Below are 16,341 nucleotides of genomic sequence, written 5' to 3'. Positions count from 1 at the left end.
GCCAACCTGACATCGCCAACACAGGTTCCGAACTACCGTCAATCGGGAACCACGACCAGTTTGCCGACGAAATTCTTGGCCATGAAGTCCGTTTGGGCGTTGTGGAATTTCGACAACGGATAGACGCCGCCGACGAGCGGTCGGACCTTTCCGCTTTCGATATAGCCGACGAGGCGGCGAAAATCGGCGCGGCTTCCCTGGCTGGAACCGTGCAGCTCCAGCTGCTTCAGATACATCGTCCTGAGATCGAGCTGGACGACCGGACCTGCGATTGCCCCCGCGGTCGTGTAACGGCCCTCGGGGCGCAGGATTTTCAGAAGATCGTTGAACATCGGGCCGGCCACGAGATCCGCGACCACGTCGATCTGCGCCCCGCCTGTTGCTTCGGTCACCGCCTCGGCGAGGTCGCCTTTCCCGCGCGTCACCACGGCCTCGGCGCCGATCTCGAGTATTGCGGTTTCCTTGCCAGGGCCCGCGACGGCGATCGGGATAGCGCCGCGCGCCCGCGCGAGCTGAATGATCGCCGAGCCGACGCCCCCCGAGGCGCCGGTGACGAGTACCCGTTCCCCGACGGAAAGCCTGGCTCTTTCCAGCATTCGCTCGCCGGTCAGATAGGCGCAGCAGAAAGTCGCAAGCTCGATGTCGGTCATGGTGGTTTTGATCACATGGGCGTTTTCTGCCGGCAGTGCCATGTATTCGGCATAACCACCGTCGCGTCCGTGGCCCATGTAGTCGATGTCGGCAAGGCTATCGTCCTCGCGGTTGTAGATGGAGAAATCGACCATCACCCGCTCGCCGATCCGTGTCGGATCGACACCCTCTCCGACGGCAACCACGTGACCGACGGTATCGGCGCCCTGGATGCGCGGAAAAGTGAGCGTATTGCCCTGCCGTCGCCACGTAGAAACGGCGCCGGGATCCTCTTCGGTACCGTAGGCGCCCTGGCGCACCCAGACATCGGTATTGTTCATGCCGCAGGCCGCCACTCGGATGAGGACCTCGCCGGCGGCCGGTCCGGGCACCGGGACGTTCCGGCTGTAGACGAGCTTGTCGAGCCCGCCATGGCCGGTCAGGAGGACGGCTGCCATCGTTTCGGGGATAGAGGCCATGTGTCTTCTCCCGTCAGCGGTTGGCGAATACACTGTCGATCGCCTCGGCCGTCGCCTTGACGACGATATCCGCTTCCTCGCGGGTGAGGCAAAGCGGTGGCGCAAAACCGAGAATGTCGCCCTGGGGCATGGCGCGGCCGATGACGCCGCGCTCCAGAAGCGCTGCTGCGATTTGTGGGCCGATCTTCTGGGAAGGATCGAAGAACCTGCGATCGTCCTTGTCCTCCACGAATTCCACCGCGGCCATGAGCCCATCGCCCCGGACTTCGCCGACATGCTTGTGGCCGGCAACGGCCTTGGCCAGTTCGGAGCGGAAATAGGCTCCGGTCTCGGCAGCATTCTGCACCAATCCCATCTCGTCGATCAGTTCGAGGTTGGCGATGCCGGCCGCCGCGCAGATCGGGTGCGAGGAATAGGTCCAGCCGTGGCCGATCGCGCCGAGCTGGTCCGAACCCTGCACCAGGACCTGCCAGAAACGGTCGGAGACGATCGTGCCGGACAGCGGCGCATAGGCGGAGGTCAGGCCTTTGGCGATGGTGATGAGATCCGGTTTCATGCCGTAATGGTCGGAGCCGAACATCGTGCCGAGGCGGCCGAAACCGGTCACCACCTCGTCGGCGACGAGCAGGATGTCGTATTTCTGAAGCACGGCCTGGATCTTGTCCCAATAGCCCCTGGGCGGCGGCACGATGCCGCCGGTACCGAGGATGGGCTCTCCGATGAAGGCTGCGATTGTCTCCGGGCCCTCCGAAAGGATCATCTCCTCCAGCTTGTCGGCACAATATTGCGAGAACTGTTCCTCGCTCATCGAGCGGTCCGGGCGGCGGAAGTAATAGGGCGCTTCGGTATGCAGGATCGGCACGCGCGGCAGGTCGAAGGCCTTGTGGAAGAGTTCGAGGCCGGTGAGACTGCCGGTCATGACGCCGGAGCCGTGATAGCCGCGCCAGCGCGAGATGATCTTCTTCTTTTCCGGCCGCCCGCGGACGTTGTTGTAGTACCAGATCAGCTTGATGTTGGTCTCGTTGGCATCGGAGCCGGAAAGACCGAAATAGACCCTCGACATGCCTTCCGGGGCCCGGTCGATGATCATCTTCGAAAGCGTGATCGACGCTTCCGTGCCGTGCCCGACATAGGCATGGTAATAGGCCAGGTTCCGGGCCTGTTCGGCGATTGCATCGGCGATTTTCTGTCGGCCGTAGCCGACATTGACGCAATAGAGACCAGCAAAGGCATCGAGGCTGGTGCGGCCGTCGCGGTCAGTGATGTAGACGCCTTCGCCGCTGCCGATCACCCGCGTCGGCGTTTCGCCACGCGCATGCATGCCCATATGGGTCGACGGATGGAAGAAATGATCACGGTCCCAGGCGGTGAGTTCGTTGTTTCTTTCGAGCATTGGCTTTTCCTTCAAGATTATGGGATCGGTCAGCAGGCGGTGTCGATGCAGAGATATTTGAGCTCTGTGAAAGCCTCGATGCCGTGGCGGGAGCCCTCGCGTCCGAGGCCGGATTGTTTCCAGCCGCCGAAAGGAACAGGCCCGCCGGTGATCTTCACGCGGTTGATCGCGACCATTCCGTATTCGAGCGCCCGCCCGAGGCGCATCTGCCGAGCGCCGTTTTCAGTGACGACGTAAGCGACGAGCCCGTATTCGGTGTCGTTGGCGCGGGCGACGACCTCGTCTTCCGTGTCGAAGAGGGTGACGGCGGCAACCGGCCCGAAGGTCTCCTCGCGCATGATGACCGCATCGTCCGGTACGTTGGTGATGAGTGTCGGCTCGAAGAAAAGCGGACCGGCCTTGTGGCGTTTGCCGCCGGCAAGCAGCCTGGCGCCCTTGTCGAGCGCATCCTTCACCTGTGCCTCGATCTTCACTACGGCTCGTTCGTGCATCAGCGGGCCTATGTCGACGCCCTCAGCCAATCCGTTGCCGACCGTCAGGGCAGCAATCCGTTTGGCAAAAGCGGAGTTGAAGGCCTCGAATATGGATCGCTGCACGAAAATCCGGTTGGCTGCGAGGCAGTCCTGGCCGGAGGTCGCGAATTTGGCGGCGACCGCGATATCGGCGGCGCGATCGATGTCGGCGTCGTCGAACACGATCAGCGGCGCATGGCCGCCGAGTTCCATCACCAGCCGCTTCATCGTCGGCGCACATTGTGCGGCGATCAGACGGCCGATCTCTGTGGAACCGGTAAAGCTCATCGCGCGCACCCGTGCATCTTGGCAGAGCCGGCCGACGATGCTGGCGGCATTGCCGGTCACCACATTGAATACGCCCGCCGGCACTCCCGCCCGTTCGCCGAGCTCGGCCAGCGCCAGCGCCGAAAGCGGCGTTTCGCAAGAGGGGTGCGCGACGACCGTACAGCCGGCGGCAAGTGCCGCAGCCGCCTTGCGGGTGACCATGGCGGAGGGAAAGTTCCAGGGCGTGACGATGCCGGCAACGCCGAGCGCCTCCCGCCGCACGATCATTTCGACACCCGGAAGATGGCTGGTGACGCTTTCGGCGTTAACCCGTTTGCCTTCCTCGGCATACCACTCGATGAAGGAGGCAGCGTAGTCGATCTCCCCGCGGGACTCGGCAAGTGGCTTGCCCTGCTCCAGCGTCATCAAGAGAGCCAGATCCTCCCTGGCTTGGAGTATCAGCCGATGCCATTCCTTCAGGATTGCCGCCCGCTCCTGCGGTAGCTTCGCCCGCCAGACGGGAAAGGCGGTCGCGGCAGCATCGATCGCTGCATCGGTTTCCTCGGCGCTAAGACTCGCGACCCACGCGAGTGTTGCGGAGGAAGCGGGGTCGGCGACCTGGAAGCTTTGGCCGTCGGCGCCGGCAACCCAGCGCCCATCCACATAGGCAAGGTCGCGCAGCAGGTGGCGGTCGGCAAGCCGTGTCAGGGCCTCGTGATAGGCGGGGCGTGCAAAAATTGCAGTCATGGCCAGATCCTCGTTCGGTCGTGGCGCCAGTATCGCCTTGCCGATGCGAGAGATTGTCCATTCGCGAGGGGAAAAAGAGAGAGATGGTCTAAACTGGCCGGGCTATGAGGAGAGATCGTCTATGGCCGCTGGCCGGCATCCGGCTCGAACAGGGCGGTAACGGGCACGCCCGTTTCCTCCTTCACCGTCTTGGTGACGATATAGGTGAAATAGCGTTCGATGCCGAGTTCGCGGTCGAGCAGGCTGTCGATCAGGCGTTGATAGGCGTCGATATCGGGGGCCACGATCTTGGCGATATAATCGACGCCGCCGCCGACCGACCAGCAGGCGGTGATCTCAGGGATAGCTGCGACGGCGCGTTCGAAACGATCGAAGTCGCCCTGGCGATGGTTGGCGAGCGTGATCTCCACCATGACGCTGGCGATCGGCGCGATCTTCCTTGGCACGAGCCGGGCATGATAGCCGGCGATGATGCCCGCCTTTTCCAGCTTCCGAAGACGCATCCAGCAGGGCGTCGGCGAAAGGCCGACCTTTTCGGCGAGCGCTAGCTTGGTGATCCGGCCATCACCTTGGACCGCCTCGAGAATGCGCAGATCGATGGCGTCGAGTTTCATATGGTTTCCTGTCGTGCGGTTGTTGAGGAAGACAATGAAAATTCGTTTTGCCATTGTCAATTGAACTGATTTTAAGCACAGTAAAATCATGACAAATTGGCGCCCCGATCCCTCCCAGCTCCGCCGACCGGCCTATCTTTCGCTCGCCGAGCAGATCGCCCGCGCCGTCCAGGAAGGAAAGCTCGTCAACGGGGCCAAGCTGCCGACCCATCGCCGCATGGCGGATGATCTCGGCCTGTCGGTCCAGACGGTCAGTCGCGCCTATGACGACCTTATCCGCCGGGGGCTGATTTCCGGCGAAATCGGGCGAGGCAGCTTTGTGCAGACGCAGGCGCGCGAGCCCGAACCGCCTTACCTGCCCGAACGTCTGGGTGAGGTCATCGACCTGTCGATCCTGAAGCCGGTCTGCGAGCAGATCCATGTCGATAAATTCCGGCAGGCCTTCGCCTGGCTTTCTGAAAACCTGCCGGCGAGTTCGGCCCTGTCGTTCCGGCCGAATATGGTGTTCCCCCGCCACCGGGCGATCGCGACCGAATGGCTTGCACGCTGCGGCCTGGATGTTTCGCCGCTGAATGTCAGCGTGACCAACGGCGCAACATCGGGAATGACGGTGGCGCTGATGAGCGTCGCACCACCCGGCTCGACCGTCGCCACGGAAGTGGTCAGCCATCATACGCTCGTTCCGCTTTCCACCTATCTCGGCCTGCATCTGGAAGGGCTGGCGATCGACGAGGAGGGCATGATCCCCGAGGCGCTCGACGAAGCCTGCCGCAAAGGTCCGATCCGGGCGATCTTCCTGCAGCCATCCGTGATCAATCCCATGGCGGCTCTGATGAGCGCCGGTCGCCGCGAGGCACTTGCAGCCGTGGCCGCGAAGCATGACATAGCGATCATCGAGAACGACGTCCTCGGGCCCATGGTGGAGGGCCGTGCGCCGCCGATGGCCGCCTTCGCTCCGGAACGGACGCTCTACGTGACGAGCTTCACGAAAATCACCGTTCCGGGCCTGCGCATCGGTTATCTCGTCGCGCCGGACCGTTATGTGGCGGCGGTTGCCAACCGGCATCTGGTCTCCAACTGGATGGCAACGCCCGCAATGGCCGAGATCGCCACCCGCTGGGTCAGCGACGGCACCGCCATGGAACTCGTCAACTGGCAGCGCCGCGCCCTCGTCAGTCGTCATGCCATCGCCGCCGAGACGCTGGCGGGTCTGTCCTATCGAGCGCATCCACAGAGCCTGCACGTTTGGCTGCCGCTTTCCGGCAGTCACACCGAAGATGCCTTCGTGGCCCAGGCGCGGCTACGCGGCGTGGGCATTGCACCGGGCAAGTCGTTCCATACGACGGATCAGGGATGGACGCCGGCCCTGCGCATCTCGCTGGGGTCGACAACGGAAAGCGAGTTGCGCACCGGGCTCGCAATCGTCGCGTCGCTGGCGCAGGGAAACCCCGAAGAGCTGCTGCTTGCGATTTGATGCAAGCGCCTCCCGTTTGTACAGGCGGAGAAATATTGTCATGATATTATTTTCCGAATTGACATGATTTCTTGAGGCGGTCATCGTTGATGCATTGCTTGTCTCAACAGGGAGAGACATGAATGCCATCGCCCATCATCCGCATCGACAGCATCGTCAAGAGATACGGCCCACTGACCGTTCTCGATGGTTTGTCGATGAATGTGATGCCGGGCGAGAAGCTGGCGCTGATCGGCCCATCCGGCTCGGGCAAGACCACGATCCTGCGTATTCTGATGACGCTGGAATCGATCAGCGGCGGCCATATCGAGGTCGACGGCGAGCAGCTTTATCACATGAAGAAGGGCGCCGATCTGGTTGCCGCAGACGAGCGCCATCTGCATCGCATGCGCAAGAAGATCGGCATGGTCTTCCAGCACTTCAATCTGTTTCCGCACAAATGCGTCCTCGACAATGTCACGCTCGCGCCGATGCTCACCCAGGGTGCGACACGTGCCGATGCCGAAAAACGGGCCATGGATCTGCTGGACATGGTCGGCATGGCGGACAAGGCGAAGGCGGTGCCGGCACAGCTTTCCGGCGGCCAGAAACAGCGTGTCGCAATCGCCCGGGCGCTCGCGCTCTCTCCGAAGATCATGCTGTTCGACGAAGTGACATCAGCACTCGATCCGGAACTCGTCGAGGAGGTGCTGAATGTCATGCGGCGGCTCGCGGCCGAGACCGACATGACCATGCTGCTGGTGACCCACGAGATGGGTTTTGCCCATGATTTCGCAGACCGCGTGTTGTTTTTCGATCGCGGCAAGATCGTCGAGGAGGGCGGACCGGATGAGATTTTCCGGAACCCCAAGCAGGAGCGCACCCAGACCTTCCTGCGCAAGATCATAGCGGCAGGCCACCGCGTCTGACCGCCAAAGACAGCGATACAGCCCGAAGACATCGGGAAAAAACCAGAGGAGTAGGGAACAATGAAAACGAGAATTTTAGCATCAGCCGTCAGCATTTCGGTCCTCGCCGCTATCGCGGGCGGTATTTCTGCATCCGCAGCGGACCTGAAGCAGTTGAAGGAGCAGGGCTTTGCCCGTATCGCCATCGCCAATGAGCCGCCCTATACGGCGGTCGGCGCCGACGGCAAGGTTTCGGGTGCCGCTCCCGACGTTGCCCGCGTCATCTTCGAGCGTCTCGGCATCAAGGAGGTGGTGGCTTCGATCTCCGAATATGGTGCGATGATCCCAGGCCTGCAGGCCGGCCGCCACGATGCGATTACCGCAGGCCTGTTCATGAAGCCGGAACGCTGCAACGCGGTGGCCTATTCCGAGCCGATCCTTTGCGATGCGGAAGCTTTCGCCCTCAGGAAAGGCAATCCACTGAAACTGACGAGCTACAAGGACATTGCCAACAATACCAACGCCAAGATCGGCGCGCCGGGCGGCGGCACCGAGGAGAAGCTGGCCCTGCAGGCTGGCGTGCCGCGTGAGCGCGTCATCGTCGTGCCGGATGGGCAGAGCGGCATCAAGATGCTCCAGGATGGCCGCATCGACGTCTATTCTCTTCCGGTCCTGTCGATCCACGACCTTCTGGACAAAGCGAAGGATCCGAATCTCGAAGTCGTCGCACCGGTGGTCGGCGCGCCGGTCTATTGCGATGGCGCGGCCTTCCGAAAGCAGGACGTCGCCCTCCGCGATGCGTTTGATGGGGAACTCAAGAAGCTGAAGGAATCGGGTGAGTTTGCCAAGCTTATCGAACCCTATGGCTTCTCCGCCAAGGCAGCCATGTCGACCACTCGCGACAAGCAATGCACTGCCGCCCAGTAAACGGCCGAACTGAGGTGGACGGAGCGGCTCATGTGCCGTTCCGCCACCGATCGCGATGGCCTTGGGCCGTTTCTGCACTGTCTCGGATGATGGGAAGTTTCCGCTGATGTCGGTCTGGTCCGGCTATTTGACGCTGATCCTCGAGGGCGCACTGGTAACGCTGCAGCTGACCGTCATGGGTTCGGCTCTGGCGCTGGTGATGGCTTTCCTGGCCGGCCTCGGGCGGCTTTCGCGCTTCTTTGCCGTGCGGGCGCTTGCGACGACCTATATCGAATTCTTCCGGGGCACCTCGATCTTCGTCCAGCTCTTCTGGGTCTATTTCGTCCTTCCTTTCGCGGGCCTCACCCTCACGCCGCTTCAGGCGGGCGTTCTGGCTTTGGGGCTGAATGTCGGGGCTTACGGGGCGGAAGTTGTGCGCGGTGCCGTCAAGGCGGTCGGGCGAGAACAGACCGAGGCCTGCATCGCCCTTAATCTCTCCCGTTTTCAGCGGATGCGCCATGTGATCCTGCCGCAGGCGCTGCCGCTGATGCTGCCGACCTTCTGCAACAACGCCATCGAGCTTTTGAAGGGCACTGCTGTAGTCTCGTTGATCTCGCTGACGGACCTCACCTTCCAGGCGCAGGTCGTCCGTGCCCAGACCGGCAATACGCTCATTCCCTTCGCGACCATCCTCTTTCTCTACTTCGCCATGGCCTGGGCGATTTCCACCGTGATGCGCTGGCTGGAGCGGCGGGTGACGCGCAGCCTCGACGGCGTGAGGACCTGACCATGGAGTGGGATTGGGATTTCGTCTGGCAGATCATGCCGACCCTTCTCGAAGGGTTCAAGATTACTCTCCTGGCGACCGTCCTCGGTGCGGCCGTCGCGGCGGTGATCGGTCTGGCTCTTGCCATCGTGCGCCGCTCGCCGGTCACCGCGGTCTCGCGCACGGTCGGCTTCGTTTCGGAATTCATCCGCGGAACGCCGCTTCTCATGCAGCTCTATTTCATTTTCTACGTGCTGCCGGATATCGGCATCCGCCTGTCGCCGCTGGTCGCCGGCGTCATCGGCATCGGCGTCCACTATGCCACCTATACCGCCGAGGTCTATCGCGCCGGCATCGAAAACGTGCCGCGCGGCCAGTGGGAAGCGGCAAAGGCGGCCAATCTCACGACAAGGCAGGCGTGGATCCACGTCATCCTGCCCCAGGCGGTGCCGCCGATGATCCCGGCGCTCGCCAACTATTTCATCGCGATGTTCAAGGAAACGCCGCTGCTTTCGGCCATCACCGTGCTGGAGCTGATGAACCAGGCAAAGAGCATCGCCAACAGCAACTATCGCTATATCGAGCCGATGACGCTTGTCGGCGTCTTCTTTCTCGTGGTCAGCCTGATCTCGGTCCTGGGGCTGCGCTGGCTGGAGGAACGTTATGCCAGGATGGACGACTGAGATGACTTGCGCTGAGATAAGCCTCGCCGGCCGAAAGCCGCGACTGGATGATCGCCCGCTTCAGAAACGCATCGGTCTGGTGATCCTGGCCACCGACCATACGACGGAGGTCGACTTCCAGCGCATGGTCGCGAGCGATCGCATCGGCGTCTATGTCAACCGCATCCCTTATGCCAATCCGACGACACCCGAAAATCTCCTCAGGATGCAGCCGGTGCTGACCGAGGGCGCCTCGTTGATCTTGCCGGGCGAGACGCTGGATGCGGTCATGTATTCCTGCACGTCCGCCTCCGTGGTCATCGGCGATGCCCGCATCGAGGAGGCGATCCGCGCCGCCAAGCCGGGCGTTCGCGTGGTGACGCCGACGGCTGCGGCCGTAAAAGGCCTGCGGGCTATCGGTGCAAGCCGAATCTCGATCCTGACGCCCTATACCGTGGAGACGAGCCGGCCGATGGCCGATTATTTCGCCGGCCTCGGCTTCACGATCGACAGGTTTACCTGCCTGGGTTTCGACGACGACCGCGAAATGGCGCGCATTGCACCGGACGAGATCGTTTCGCTCGCCCGCGATGCAATCGCACCGGTTTCGCAGGCGCTTTTCATCTCCTGTACGGCGGTGCGCGCCGCCCAGGTCGTCGCCCGTATCGAAGCCGAGATTGGCAGGCCTGTCGTCAGCAGCAACCTCGCCACCGGCTGGGCCTGCCTGCGGCTTTGCGGGGAAATGGCATCGCGTCCTGAACTGGGCACGCTGATGACCAAGCCCTATCCGGAAGGCTGAGACCATGAGCGGGAAGACCTTGCCGGTTCAACTTGACGATATCCGCGCCGCCGCGGTCCGCATCGATGGCCGCGTGTGCCGGACGCCGATGGCGGCATCGGTCGTTCTAAGCGAGCGGATGGGCGTACCGGTCCATCTGAAGCTCGAACACCATCAGACCACCGGCAGCTTCAAGCTGCGCGGTGCGACGAACGCCATCCTTTCGCTGACGCCGGAGGAGCGGACGCGCGGTGTGGTGGCGGCCTCCACAGGCAATCATGGGCGGGCGCTCGCCTTTGCGGCGAGAGCGGAAGGTGCCGTCGCAACCATCTGCATGTCGTCGCTCGTCCCGGAAAACAAAGTCGCGGAAATCCGCCGCCTCGGTGCGCGCGTGCGCATCATCGGATGGTCGCAGGACGAAGCGCAGGAAGAGGTCGACAGGCTGGTGGCAGAAGAGGGGCTGGTCATGGTGCCGCCTTTCGATCATCCGGCCATCGTGGCGGGGCAGGGTACTCTCGGTCTTGAGATCGTCGAACAGGTGCCGGAGATCGGAACAGTTCTGGTGCCGCTGTCCGGCGGCGGGCTTGCCGCCGGCATCGCTGCCGCGGTGAAGGGACTGAGGCCGCAGGCGCGGGTCATCGGCCTGACGATGGAGCGCGGCGCGGCAATGAAGGCGAGCCTGGACGCTGGCAAGCCGGTTCTAATCGAGGAAGTGCCGAGCCTTGCGGATTCGCTCGGCGGCGGAATCGGGCTTGATAACCGCGTGACGTTCCCGATGTGCCGGGATCTCCTCGATGACGTCGTCCTGCTCTCCGAAGCGGAAATTGCAGCCGGCATCGCACATGCCTATTCGGCCGAGCGCGAGGTGGTCGAAGGCGCCGCCGCTGTCGGTATCGGGGCGCTGCTTGCCGGAAAGGTCAAAAGCCTTGGGCCCATCGTCGCACTCCTCTCCGGCCGCAATATCGACATGGAACAGCACCGGCGGGTGATCAACGGTGACGCCATCCATGGAAAGGACGCCGCATGAGCCGGATCGTCATTCTCACGGAAAAGGACCTGCGCAAGCTCGTTCCGCTCGACGGCGAAGCGGTCGCCTGCATCGAGGACGCTTTCCATGCGCTCGCCACCAAGCCGGTCGCCATGCCGCCGATCCTGTGCCTCGATATTCCCGAGCATCGCGGCGAAGTGGATGTAAAGACGGCCTATGTGCCGGGCATCGAAGGGTTTGCCATCAAGATCAGCCCCGGCTTCTTCGACAATCCGAAGATCGGCCTGCCGAGCACGAATGGGATGATGGTCCTGCTGTCCAGCCGCACGGGTCTCGTGCAGGCGCTGTTGCTCGACAACGGTTACCTGACCGATGTCCGGACGGCTGCGGCGGGCGCAGTTGCGGCAAAACATCTTTCGCGTCCGGACTCGACCGTTGCAGCGATTTTTGGCGCAGGCATGCAGGCGCGGTTGCAACTGGAGGCTTTGGCGCTGGTCCGGCCGATTCGTGAGGCGCGCATCTGGGCGCGCGACCTCGGGAAAGCCAAAACCGTTGCCGCGGAATTGACGATCAGGCTCGGCATCACAGTAACGGCCGAGGCCGATCCTGAGATCGCCGTCGCCGGTGCCGATATCGTTGTCACGACGACCCCATCGGAAATCCCGATCCTGAAGGCGGAATGGCTCCAGCCTGGCCAGCATGTGACCGCCATGGGTTCGGATGCGGAACACAAGAACGAGATCGACCCGGCAGCCATCGCCAAGGTCGATGTCTACGTCGCCGACAGCCTGAAACAGACGCGCCGGCTCGGGGAACTGCATCATGGCATCAGGGCCGGGCTCATTTTGCCGGGCGCCGAATTTTCCGAGCTTGGGCAAGTCATAGCCCGCATCCGCCCCGGACGCGAAAACGCAGGACAGATCACACTCGCCGACCTCACCGGGACCGGCATCCAGGATACCGCCATCGCCACGCTCGCCTTCGCGCGGGCGGATGCCGCCGGCGCTGGCACCGCATTTGAAAGCTGAGCCGGCCTTGCGCCGGATAAGAAGGGAAGAAACATGACCCAGCCCAATCTCAAATTCTCGCGTGGGGAATATGCCGCGCGGCTGGAAAAGACCCGGCATGCCATGGAGGCGAAGGGGGTCGACCTCCTGATCGTCAGCGATCCGTCCAACATGGCCTGGCTGACGGGTTATGACGGCTGGTCGTTTTATGTGCATCAGGCCGTCATCGTACCGCCGTCCGGCGAACCGGTCTGGTTCGGCCGCGGCCAGGACGCCAACGGCGCCAAGCTGACTTCTTATCTCAGCCAGGAAAATATCGTCGGCTATCCCGATCATTACGTGCAGTCGACCGAGCGACACCCGATGGATTATCTCTCCGGTATCCTGACGGATCGCGGCTTCGGCACGCTGACGATCGGCGTCGAGATGGACAATTACTGGTTCTCCGCGGCGGCCTTCGCCTCGCTGCAGAAACATCTACCGAATGCCCGTTTCGTGGATGCGACCGCGCTCGTGAACTGGCAGCGTGCAGTGAAAAGCGAAACCGAGATCAAATACATGCGCAACGCCGCGCGGATCGTCGAGGCAATGCATGCCCGTATCTTCGACAAGATCGAGGTCGGCATGCGCAAATGCGATCTGGTCGCCGAAATCTACGATGCCGGCACCCGCGGCGTCGATGGCATCGGCGGCGATTATCCGGCGATCGTGCCGCTCTTGCCGTCAGGTGTCGAAGCCTCCGCGCCGCACCTGACCTGGGACGACCGGCCGATGAAGAGGGGCGAGGGCACCTTCTTCGAGATCGCCGGCTGCTATAATCGCTATCACGTGCCGCTGTCGCGCACGGTCTTCCTCGGCAAGCCGACGCAGGCCTTCCTCGACGCGGAAAAGGCGACTCTGGAGGGCATGGAGGCCGGCCTTGCTGTGGCCAAGCCCGGCAATACCTGCGAGGACATCGCCAATGCCTTCTTCGCCGTGCTCAGGAAATACGGGATCGTCAAGGACAACCGCACCGGCTATCCGATCGGCCTGTCCTATCCGCCGGACTGGGGCGAGCGCACCATGAGCCTGCGCCCCGGCGACCGCACCGAGTTGAAGCCCGGCATGACCTTCCATTTCATGACCGGCCTCTGGCTCGAGGACATGGGTTTCGAGACAACCGAGAGTATCCTCATTACCGATACCGGGGTCGAATGCTTCGCCAACGTACCGCGCAAGCTGATGGTCAAGGATTGAGACTGCGATGAGCGAGAACGCCTTGCGACCGTCGCCGATCAGCCCGACGGTGGATTTCGACGCCGACGGCGTGCAGCACGGTTTCCTGCGGCTGCCCTATAGCCGCGACGATTCCGCCTGGGGATCGGTGATGATCCCGCTTACGGTTATCCGCAACGGCAAGGGGCCCGTGGCGCTCTTGACCGGCGGCAATCACGGCGACGAATACGAAGGGCCGATTGCGCTCTTCGATCTGGCCCGCAGCCTCAAACCGGAGGATGTCAGCGGCACGGTGATCATCGTTCCGGCGATGAACTACCCGGCATTCCTGGCCGGAACGCGAACGTCGCCGATCGACAAGGGCAACCTGAACCGCAGCTTTCCCGGTCGCCCGGACGGCACGGTAACGCAGAAGATCGCCGATTATTTCCAGCGAGATTTGCTGCCCCGCGCCGACGTCGTCCTCGACTTTCACTCCGGGGGCAGGACACTCGATTTCCTGCCCTTCTGCGCTGCCCATATCCTGCCCGACAAGGAACAGGAGGCCCGCGCCTTCGAGCTGGTCAAGGCGTTTTCGGCGCCCTATTCGATGAAGATGCTCGAGATCGACGCGGTCGGCATGTACGACACGGCCGCCGAGGAGATGGGCAAGGTCTTCATCACCACGGAGCTTGGCGGTGGCGGCACGGCGACGGCGAAAAGCGCAGGGATCGCCAAGCGCGGCGTCATCAACGTGCTGCGCCATGCAGGCATCGTCGCGGGCAGCGCGGATGTCATGCCGACGACCTGGCTCGACATGCCGGACGGCAATTGCTTTTCCTTCGCCGAGGAAGATGGACTGATCGAGCCCGTCTTCGATCTCGGAGATGAGGTTGGCGAAGGCGCCATTGTGGCCCGCATCTACCCAACCGGACGGACCGGTGCAGCTCCCTGTGAAATCCGCGCGAAGATGGGCGGCATCCTGTGCGCCCGGCATTTCCCGGGATTGGTCAAGGCCGGCGACTGTGTGGTCGTCATCGCCGTCGTCGTCAGCTGACGTAATCGAAAACTGTTTTTTCTGCTCCGCCGCTTCGTTATGAAGGCGGCGGAGCGAATATATTCCGAGCTTGGATCAAAGCCGGATGCGCGCAAATCGCAGGTGATGCCGCCTTGGATCGCGGCCGCGCGCGCAGGTTCTTTCGCACTTGCGAAGGGCACCACAAAACCAACATCATTTCCCGCCAACTAGATCGTCAGCGGTCTTAAGCCTTGGCCATGGCTTCCGGATCGCGCCGCTGAACGAGGTAAACGACAAGGGAAAAATTGCATGGAGAACTCGATGACCGAAGTGTCCAGCAGATAGCCCGCCCTTCGAATGCGGCAAGGAGATCTCACGCATCATGTGCGCGAAACCCGCGCTTGCGGCAAGACGGCACAGCCTTCTCGCGGCTTGAAAAGGGGCCGAAACTCCACGAAAAAGGGTAGCTATGGAATGATGTCGCTCACATACGATCGGTATTTGTTGCGAAGAGGTCGGCCATGAGCATTGCTGATCGCCTGGTAACGGGAAGTCTCTGGGTTTCCCTCTCGAGGATCATCGTCAACGGGTTGTCGACCCTCAGCACCATTGTTCTGGCGTGGTATCTCTTGCCGTCGGATTTTGGCTTGGTTGCGCTTGCGACGACGATGCTCGCCATCGTGACGACGATAACCGAGCTTTCCCTGAACGAGGCGCTCATCCGCCACGAGGCTCCCGGGGAATCCCATTTCAGCGCCGCATGGACACTGGCTGCAACGCGCGGTCTGATATTGTGCGTCCTATTCGCCGCCTTCGCCTATCCGGCTTCCCTCATCTATGATGAGCCGCGCCTTTTCGGCGTCCTTCTTGTTCTGAGCCTTAGCCTCCTCATAAACGGGTTCGCCAATCCGCGACGGATCATGCTCCAGCGGGAGCTGATTTTCTGGCAGGAATTCGTGCTGAACGTTGCCCAGAAGGTTGCCGGATTTGTGGCGACCGTCGCCATCGCCGTCATCTATCAAACCTATTGGGCGCTTGTGGTCGGCACGTTGGTGATGCAGATCACCAACGTTGTGGCATCCTATTTCATCCTGCCGTTCCGCCCCCGGGTCACCTTTTCCCATATGCGCGAATTCTTTTCGTTCTCGATCTGGATTACCGCCGGGCAGATCGTCAACACCCTCAATTGGCGTTTCGATTACCTGCTGATCGGCAAGCTGCTGACGGGTTCGGCCCTTGGATATTATTCGCTTGGCGGGCAGCTCGCGATGACGCCCACGCGCGAAGCGACGGCGCCTCTGACCGCCACCATCTACCCCGCTTTTGCCAATGTCCGCCATGATCCTGCCCGTCTCGCCGCAGCCTATCAGCGAACGCAGGCGTTGCTGACGGCGGTCGCGTTACCCGCCGGCATAGGGATGGCGGTCATCGCAGATCCCCTGGTCAGGCTGGTGCTTGGTGAAAAATGGCTTCCGGTGATTTTCATCATCCAGGCGCTGGCCTCTGTTTATGCGCTGCAGACACTGGGATCTCTCAATCAGCCTCTCGGCATGGCGCTGGGGCAAACCCGGAACCTGTTCATCCGCGACGCGCAGATGCTTCTTGTCCGGATCCCGGTGATCACGATCGGCCTGGTGTTCTGGGGGCTTCCGGGGCTGATATTCAGCCGGGTGCTCACCGGCCTCTTCAGCGCGTTTGTGAACATGGTGATCGTGAAGCGTTTCATAAATGTCTCAGTCACCGCCCAGCTATGGGCAAATTTCAGGGCGCTTGCCAGTTCGGCGGTCATGGCTGCTGGCGTGTCGCTCGCTGATCGCTACATGGGAATTGAGACCACGCATACCGGACTTGTTCTACAACTTGCCGCCCTTATTTGCCTTGGAGGCGTTCTCTATTGCGGTTCCAGCCTCTTTCTCTGGCTGGTTATGGATCGCCCAAATGGTCCGGAGACTGAAGTCAGAAAGATTGCTTCCAAGGTGTTGTCCAAAGTCAGTCACGCCTGATCGCGGGACTTGTTGT

General features: G+C 62.1%; 15 protein-coding genes. 11 read left to right on the top strand and 4 right to left on the bottom strand.

The features are described 5' to 3' along the window. Positions 1 to 38 precede the first annotated feature (38 nt). The 4 genes from AC1D3C_RS00560 to AC1D3C_RS00545 form a co-directional block, all read right to left on the bottom strand. Complete coding sequence (locus AC1D3C_RS00560; RefSeq protein WP_477481541.1) at positions 39 to 1,109, bottom strand: alcohol dehydrogenase family protein; 1,071 nt, start codon at positions 1,107 to 1,109, stop codon at positions 39 to 41. Between the two features lie 13 nt (positions 1,110 to 1,122). Further along, positions 1,123 to 2,502, bottom strand: a complete 1,380-nt coding sequence (locus tag AC1D3C_RS00555) for an aminotransferase (protein ID WP_477481540.1) — start codon at positions 2,500 to 2,502, stop codon at positions 1,123 to 1,125. 29 nt (positions 2,503 to 2,531) lie between these two features. Next, positions 2,532 to 4,028 carry an NAD-dependent succinate-semialdehyde dehydrogenase gene (locus tag AC1D3C_RS00550; protein WP_477481539.1) on the bottom strand — a complete coding sequence of 499 codons (1,497 nt, stop codon included), beginning with the start codon at positions 4,026 to 4,028 and terminating at the stop codon, positions 2,532 to 2,534. 119 nt (positions 4,029 to 4,147) lie between these two features. Further along, positions 4,148 to 4,642, bottom strand: a complete 495-nt coding sequence (locus tag AC1D3C_RS00545; RefSeq protein WP_477481538.1) for an Lrp/AsnC family transcriptional regulator — start codon at positions 4,640 to 4,642, stop codon at positions 4,148 to 4,150. A gap of 88 nt (positions 4,643 to 4,730) precedes the next feature. On the opposite strand from AC1D3C_RS00545, the gene ehuR reads away from it, so the two are divergent. The 11 genes from ehuR (at position 4,731) to AC1D3C_RS00490 (ending at position 16,325) form a co-directional block, all read left to right on the top strand. Continuing rightward, positions 4,731 to 6,116 carry a MocR-like ectoine utilization transcription factor EhuR gene (gene ehuR / locus AC1D3C_RS00540; RefSeq protein ID WP_477481537.1) on the top strand — a complete coding sequence of 462 codons (1,386 nt, stop codon included), beginning with the start codon at positions 4,731 to 4,733 and terminating at the stop codon, positions 6,114 to 6,116. Positions 6,117 to 6,238: 122 nt separating this feature from the next. Continuing rightward, entirely contained in the window at positions 6,239 to 7,024 is a 786-nt protein-coding gene (ehuA, locus tag AC1D3C_RS00535) for an ectoine/hydroxyectoine ABC transporter ATP-binding protein EhuA (RefSeq protein ID WP_040125472.1), read from the top strand. 60 nt (positions 7,025 to 7,084) lie between these two features. Then, positions 7,085 to 7,930 (top strand): ectoine/hydroxyectoine ABC transporter substrate-binding protein EhuB, encoded by an 846-nt coding sequence (gene ehuB, locus AC1D3C_RS00530; protein WP_040125471.1) that lies wholly within the window; start codon positions 7,085 to 7,087, stop codon positions 7,928 to 7,930. Between the two features lie 106 nt (positions 7,931 to 8,036). Then, positions 8,037 to 8,696 carry an ectoine/hydroxyectoine ABC transporter permease subunit EhuC gene (gene ehuC, locus AC1D3C_RS00525; RefSeq protein ID WP_040125899.1) on the top strand — a complete coding sequence of 220 codons (660 nt, stop codon included), beginning with the start codon at positions 8,037 to 8,039 and terminating at the stop codon, positions 8,694 to 8,696. A gap of 2 nt (positions 8,697 to 8,698) precedes the next feature. Next, positions 8,699 to 9,358 carry an ectoine/hydroxyectoine ABC transporter permease subunit EhuD gene (ehuD, locus tag AC1D3C_RS00520; protein WP_477481536.1) on the top strand — a complete coding sequence of 220 codons (660 nt, stop codon included), beginning with the start codon at positions 8,699 to 8,701 and terminating at the stop codon, positions 9,356 to 9,358. 1 nt (position 9,359) lies between these two features. Continuing rightward, positions 9,360 to 10,136 (top strand): ectoine utilization protein EutA, encoded by a 777-nt coding sequence (gene eutA, locus AC1D3C_RS00515; RefSeq protein ID WP_477481535.1) that lies wholly within the window; start codon positions 9,360 to 9,362, stop codon positions 10,134 to 10,136. Between the two features lie 4 nt (positions 10,137 to 10,140). Continuing rightward, positions 10,141 to 11,142, top strand: a complete 1,002-nt coding sequence (gene eutB, locus AC1D3C_RS00510; protein ID WP_477481534.1) for a hydroxyectoine utilization dehydratase EutB — start codon at positions 10,141 to 10,143, stop codon at positions 11,140 to 11,142. Then, complete coding sequence (gene eutC / locus AC1D3C_RS00505; protein WP_477481533.1) at positions 11,139 to 12,131, top strand: ectoine utilization protein EutC; 993 nt, start codon at positions 11,139 to 11,141, stop codon at positions 12,129 to 12,131. Before eutB ends, eutC begins: the two co-directional genes overlap by 4 nt. A 33-nt stretch (positions 12,132 to 12,164) precedes the next feature. Continuing rightward, complete coding sequence (gene doeA / locus AC1D3C_RS00500) at positions 12,165 to 13,346, top strand: ectoine hydrolase DoeA (protein ID WP_247137765.1); 1,182 nt, start codon at positions 12,165 to 12,167, stop codon at positions 13,344 to 13,346. 7 nt (positions 13,347 to 13,353) lie between these two features. Beyond that, positions 13,354 to 14,361 carry a N(2)-acetyl-L-2,4-diaminobutanoate deacetylase DoeB gene (gene doeB / locus AC1D3C_RS00495; RefSeq protein WP_477481532.1) on the top strand — a complete coding sequence of 336 codons (1,008 nt, stop codon included), beginning with the start codon at positions 13,354 to 13,356 and terminating at the stop codon, positions 14,359 to 14,361. 482 nt (positions 14,362 to 14,843) lie between these two features. After that, positions 14,844 to 16,325 carry a lipopolysaccharide biosynthesis protein gene (locus tag AC1D3C_RS00490; protein WP_477481531.1) on the top strand — a complete coding sequence of 494 codons (1,482 nt, stop codon included), beginning with the start codon at positions 14,844 to 14,846 and terminating at the stop codon, positions 16,323 to 16,325. Positions 16,326 to 16,341: the final 16 nt, after the last annotated feature.

Source organism: Neorhizobium sp. P1_A6 (assembly GCF_056406795.1).
Note: the sequence above shows the minus strand (reverse complement) of the source record. Positions and strands in the feature narration are given on the sequence as shown.

What these genes read in the sequence shown, in the direction of transcription:
- AC1D3C_RS00560 (WP_477481541.1), bottom strand. Translation starts at nt 1,109, where the DNA reads ATGGCCTCTATCCCCGAAACGATGGCAGCCGTCCTCCTGACCGGCCAT.
- AC1D3C_RS00555 (WP_477481540.1), bottom strand. Translation starts at nt 2,502, where the DNA reads ATGCTCGAAAGAAACAACGAACTCACCGCCTGGGACCGTGATCATTTC.
- AC1D3C_RS00550 (WP_477481539.1), bottom strand. Translation starts at nt 4,028, where the DNA reads ATGACTGCAATTTTTGCACGCCCCGCCTATCACGAGGCCCTGACACGG.
- AC1D3C_RS00545 (WP_477481538.1), bottom strand. Translation starts at nt 4,642, where the DNA reads ATGAAACTCGACGCCATCGATCTGCGCATTCTCGAGGCGGTCCAAGGT.
- ehuR (WP_477481537.1), top strand. Translation starts at nt 4,731, where the DNA reads ATGACAAATTGGCGCCCCGATCCCTCCCAGCTCCGCCGACCGGCCTAT.
- ehuA (WP_040125472.1), top strand. Translation starts at nt 6,239, where the DNA reads ATGCCATCGCCCATCATCCGCATCGACAGCATCGTCAAGAGATACGGC.
- ehuB (WP_040125471.1), top strand. Translation starts at nt 7,085, where the DNA reads ATGAAAACGAGAATTTTAGCATCAGCCGTCAGCATTTCGGTCCTCGCC.
- ehuC (WP_040125899.1), top strand. Translation starts at nt 8,037, where the DNA reads ATGTCGGTCTGGTCCGGCTATTTGACGCTGATCCTCGAGGGCGCACTG.
- ehuD (WP_477481536.1), top strand. Translation starts at nt 8,699, where the DNA reads ATGGAGTGGGATTGGGATTTCGTCTGGCAGATCATGCCGACCCTTCTC.
- eutA (WP_477481535.1), top strand. Translation starts at nt 9,360, where the DNA reads ATGACTTGCGCTGAGATAAGCCTCGCCGGCCGAAAGCCGCGACTGGAT.
- eutB (WP_477481534.1), top strand. Translation starts at nt 10,141, where the DNA reads ATGAGCGGGAAGACCTTGCCGGTTCAACTTGACGATATCCGCGCCGCC.
- eutC (WP_477481533.1), top strand. Translation starts at nt 11,139, where the DNA reads ATGAGCCGGATCGTCATTCTCACGGAAAAGGACCTGCGCAAGCTCGTT.
- doeA (WP_247137765.1), top strand. Translation starts at nt 12,165, where the DNA reads ATGACCCAGCCCAATCTCAAATTCTCGCGTGGGGAATATGCCGCGCGG.
- doeB (WP_477481532.1), top strand. Translation starts at nt 13,354, where the DNA reads ATGAGCGAGAACGCCTTGCGACCGTCGCCGATCAGCCCGACGGTGGAT.
- AC1D3C_RS00490 (WP_477481531.1), top strand. Translation starts at nt 14,844, where the DNA reads ATGAGCATTGCTGATCGCCTGGTAACGGGAAGTCTCTGGGTTTCCCTC.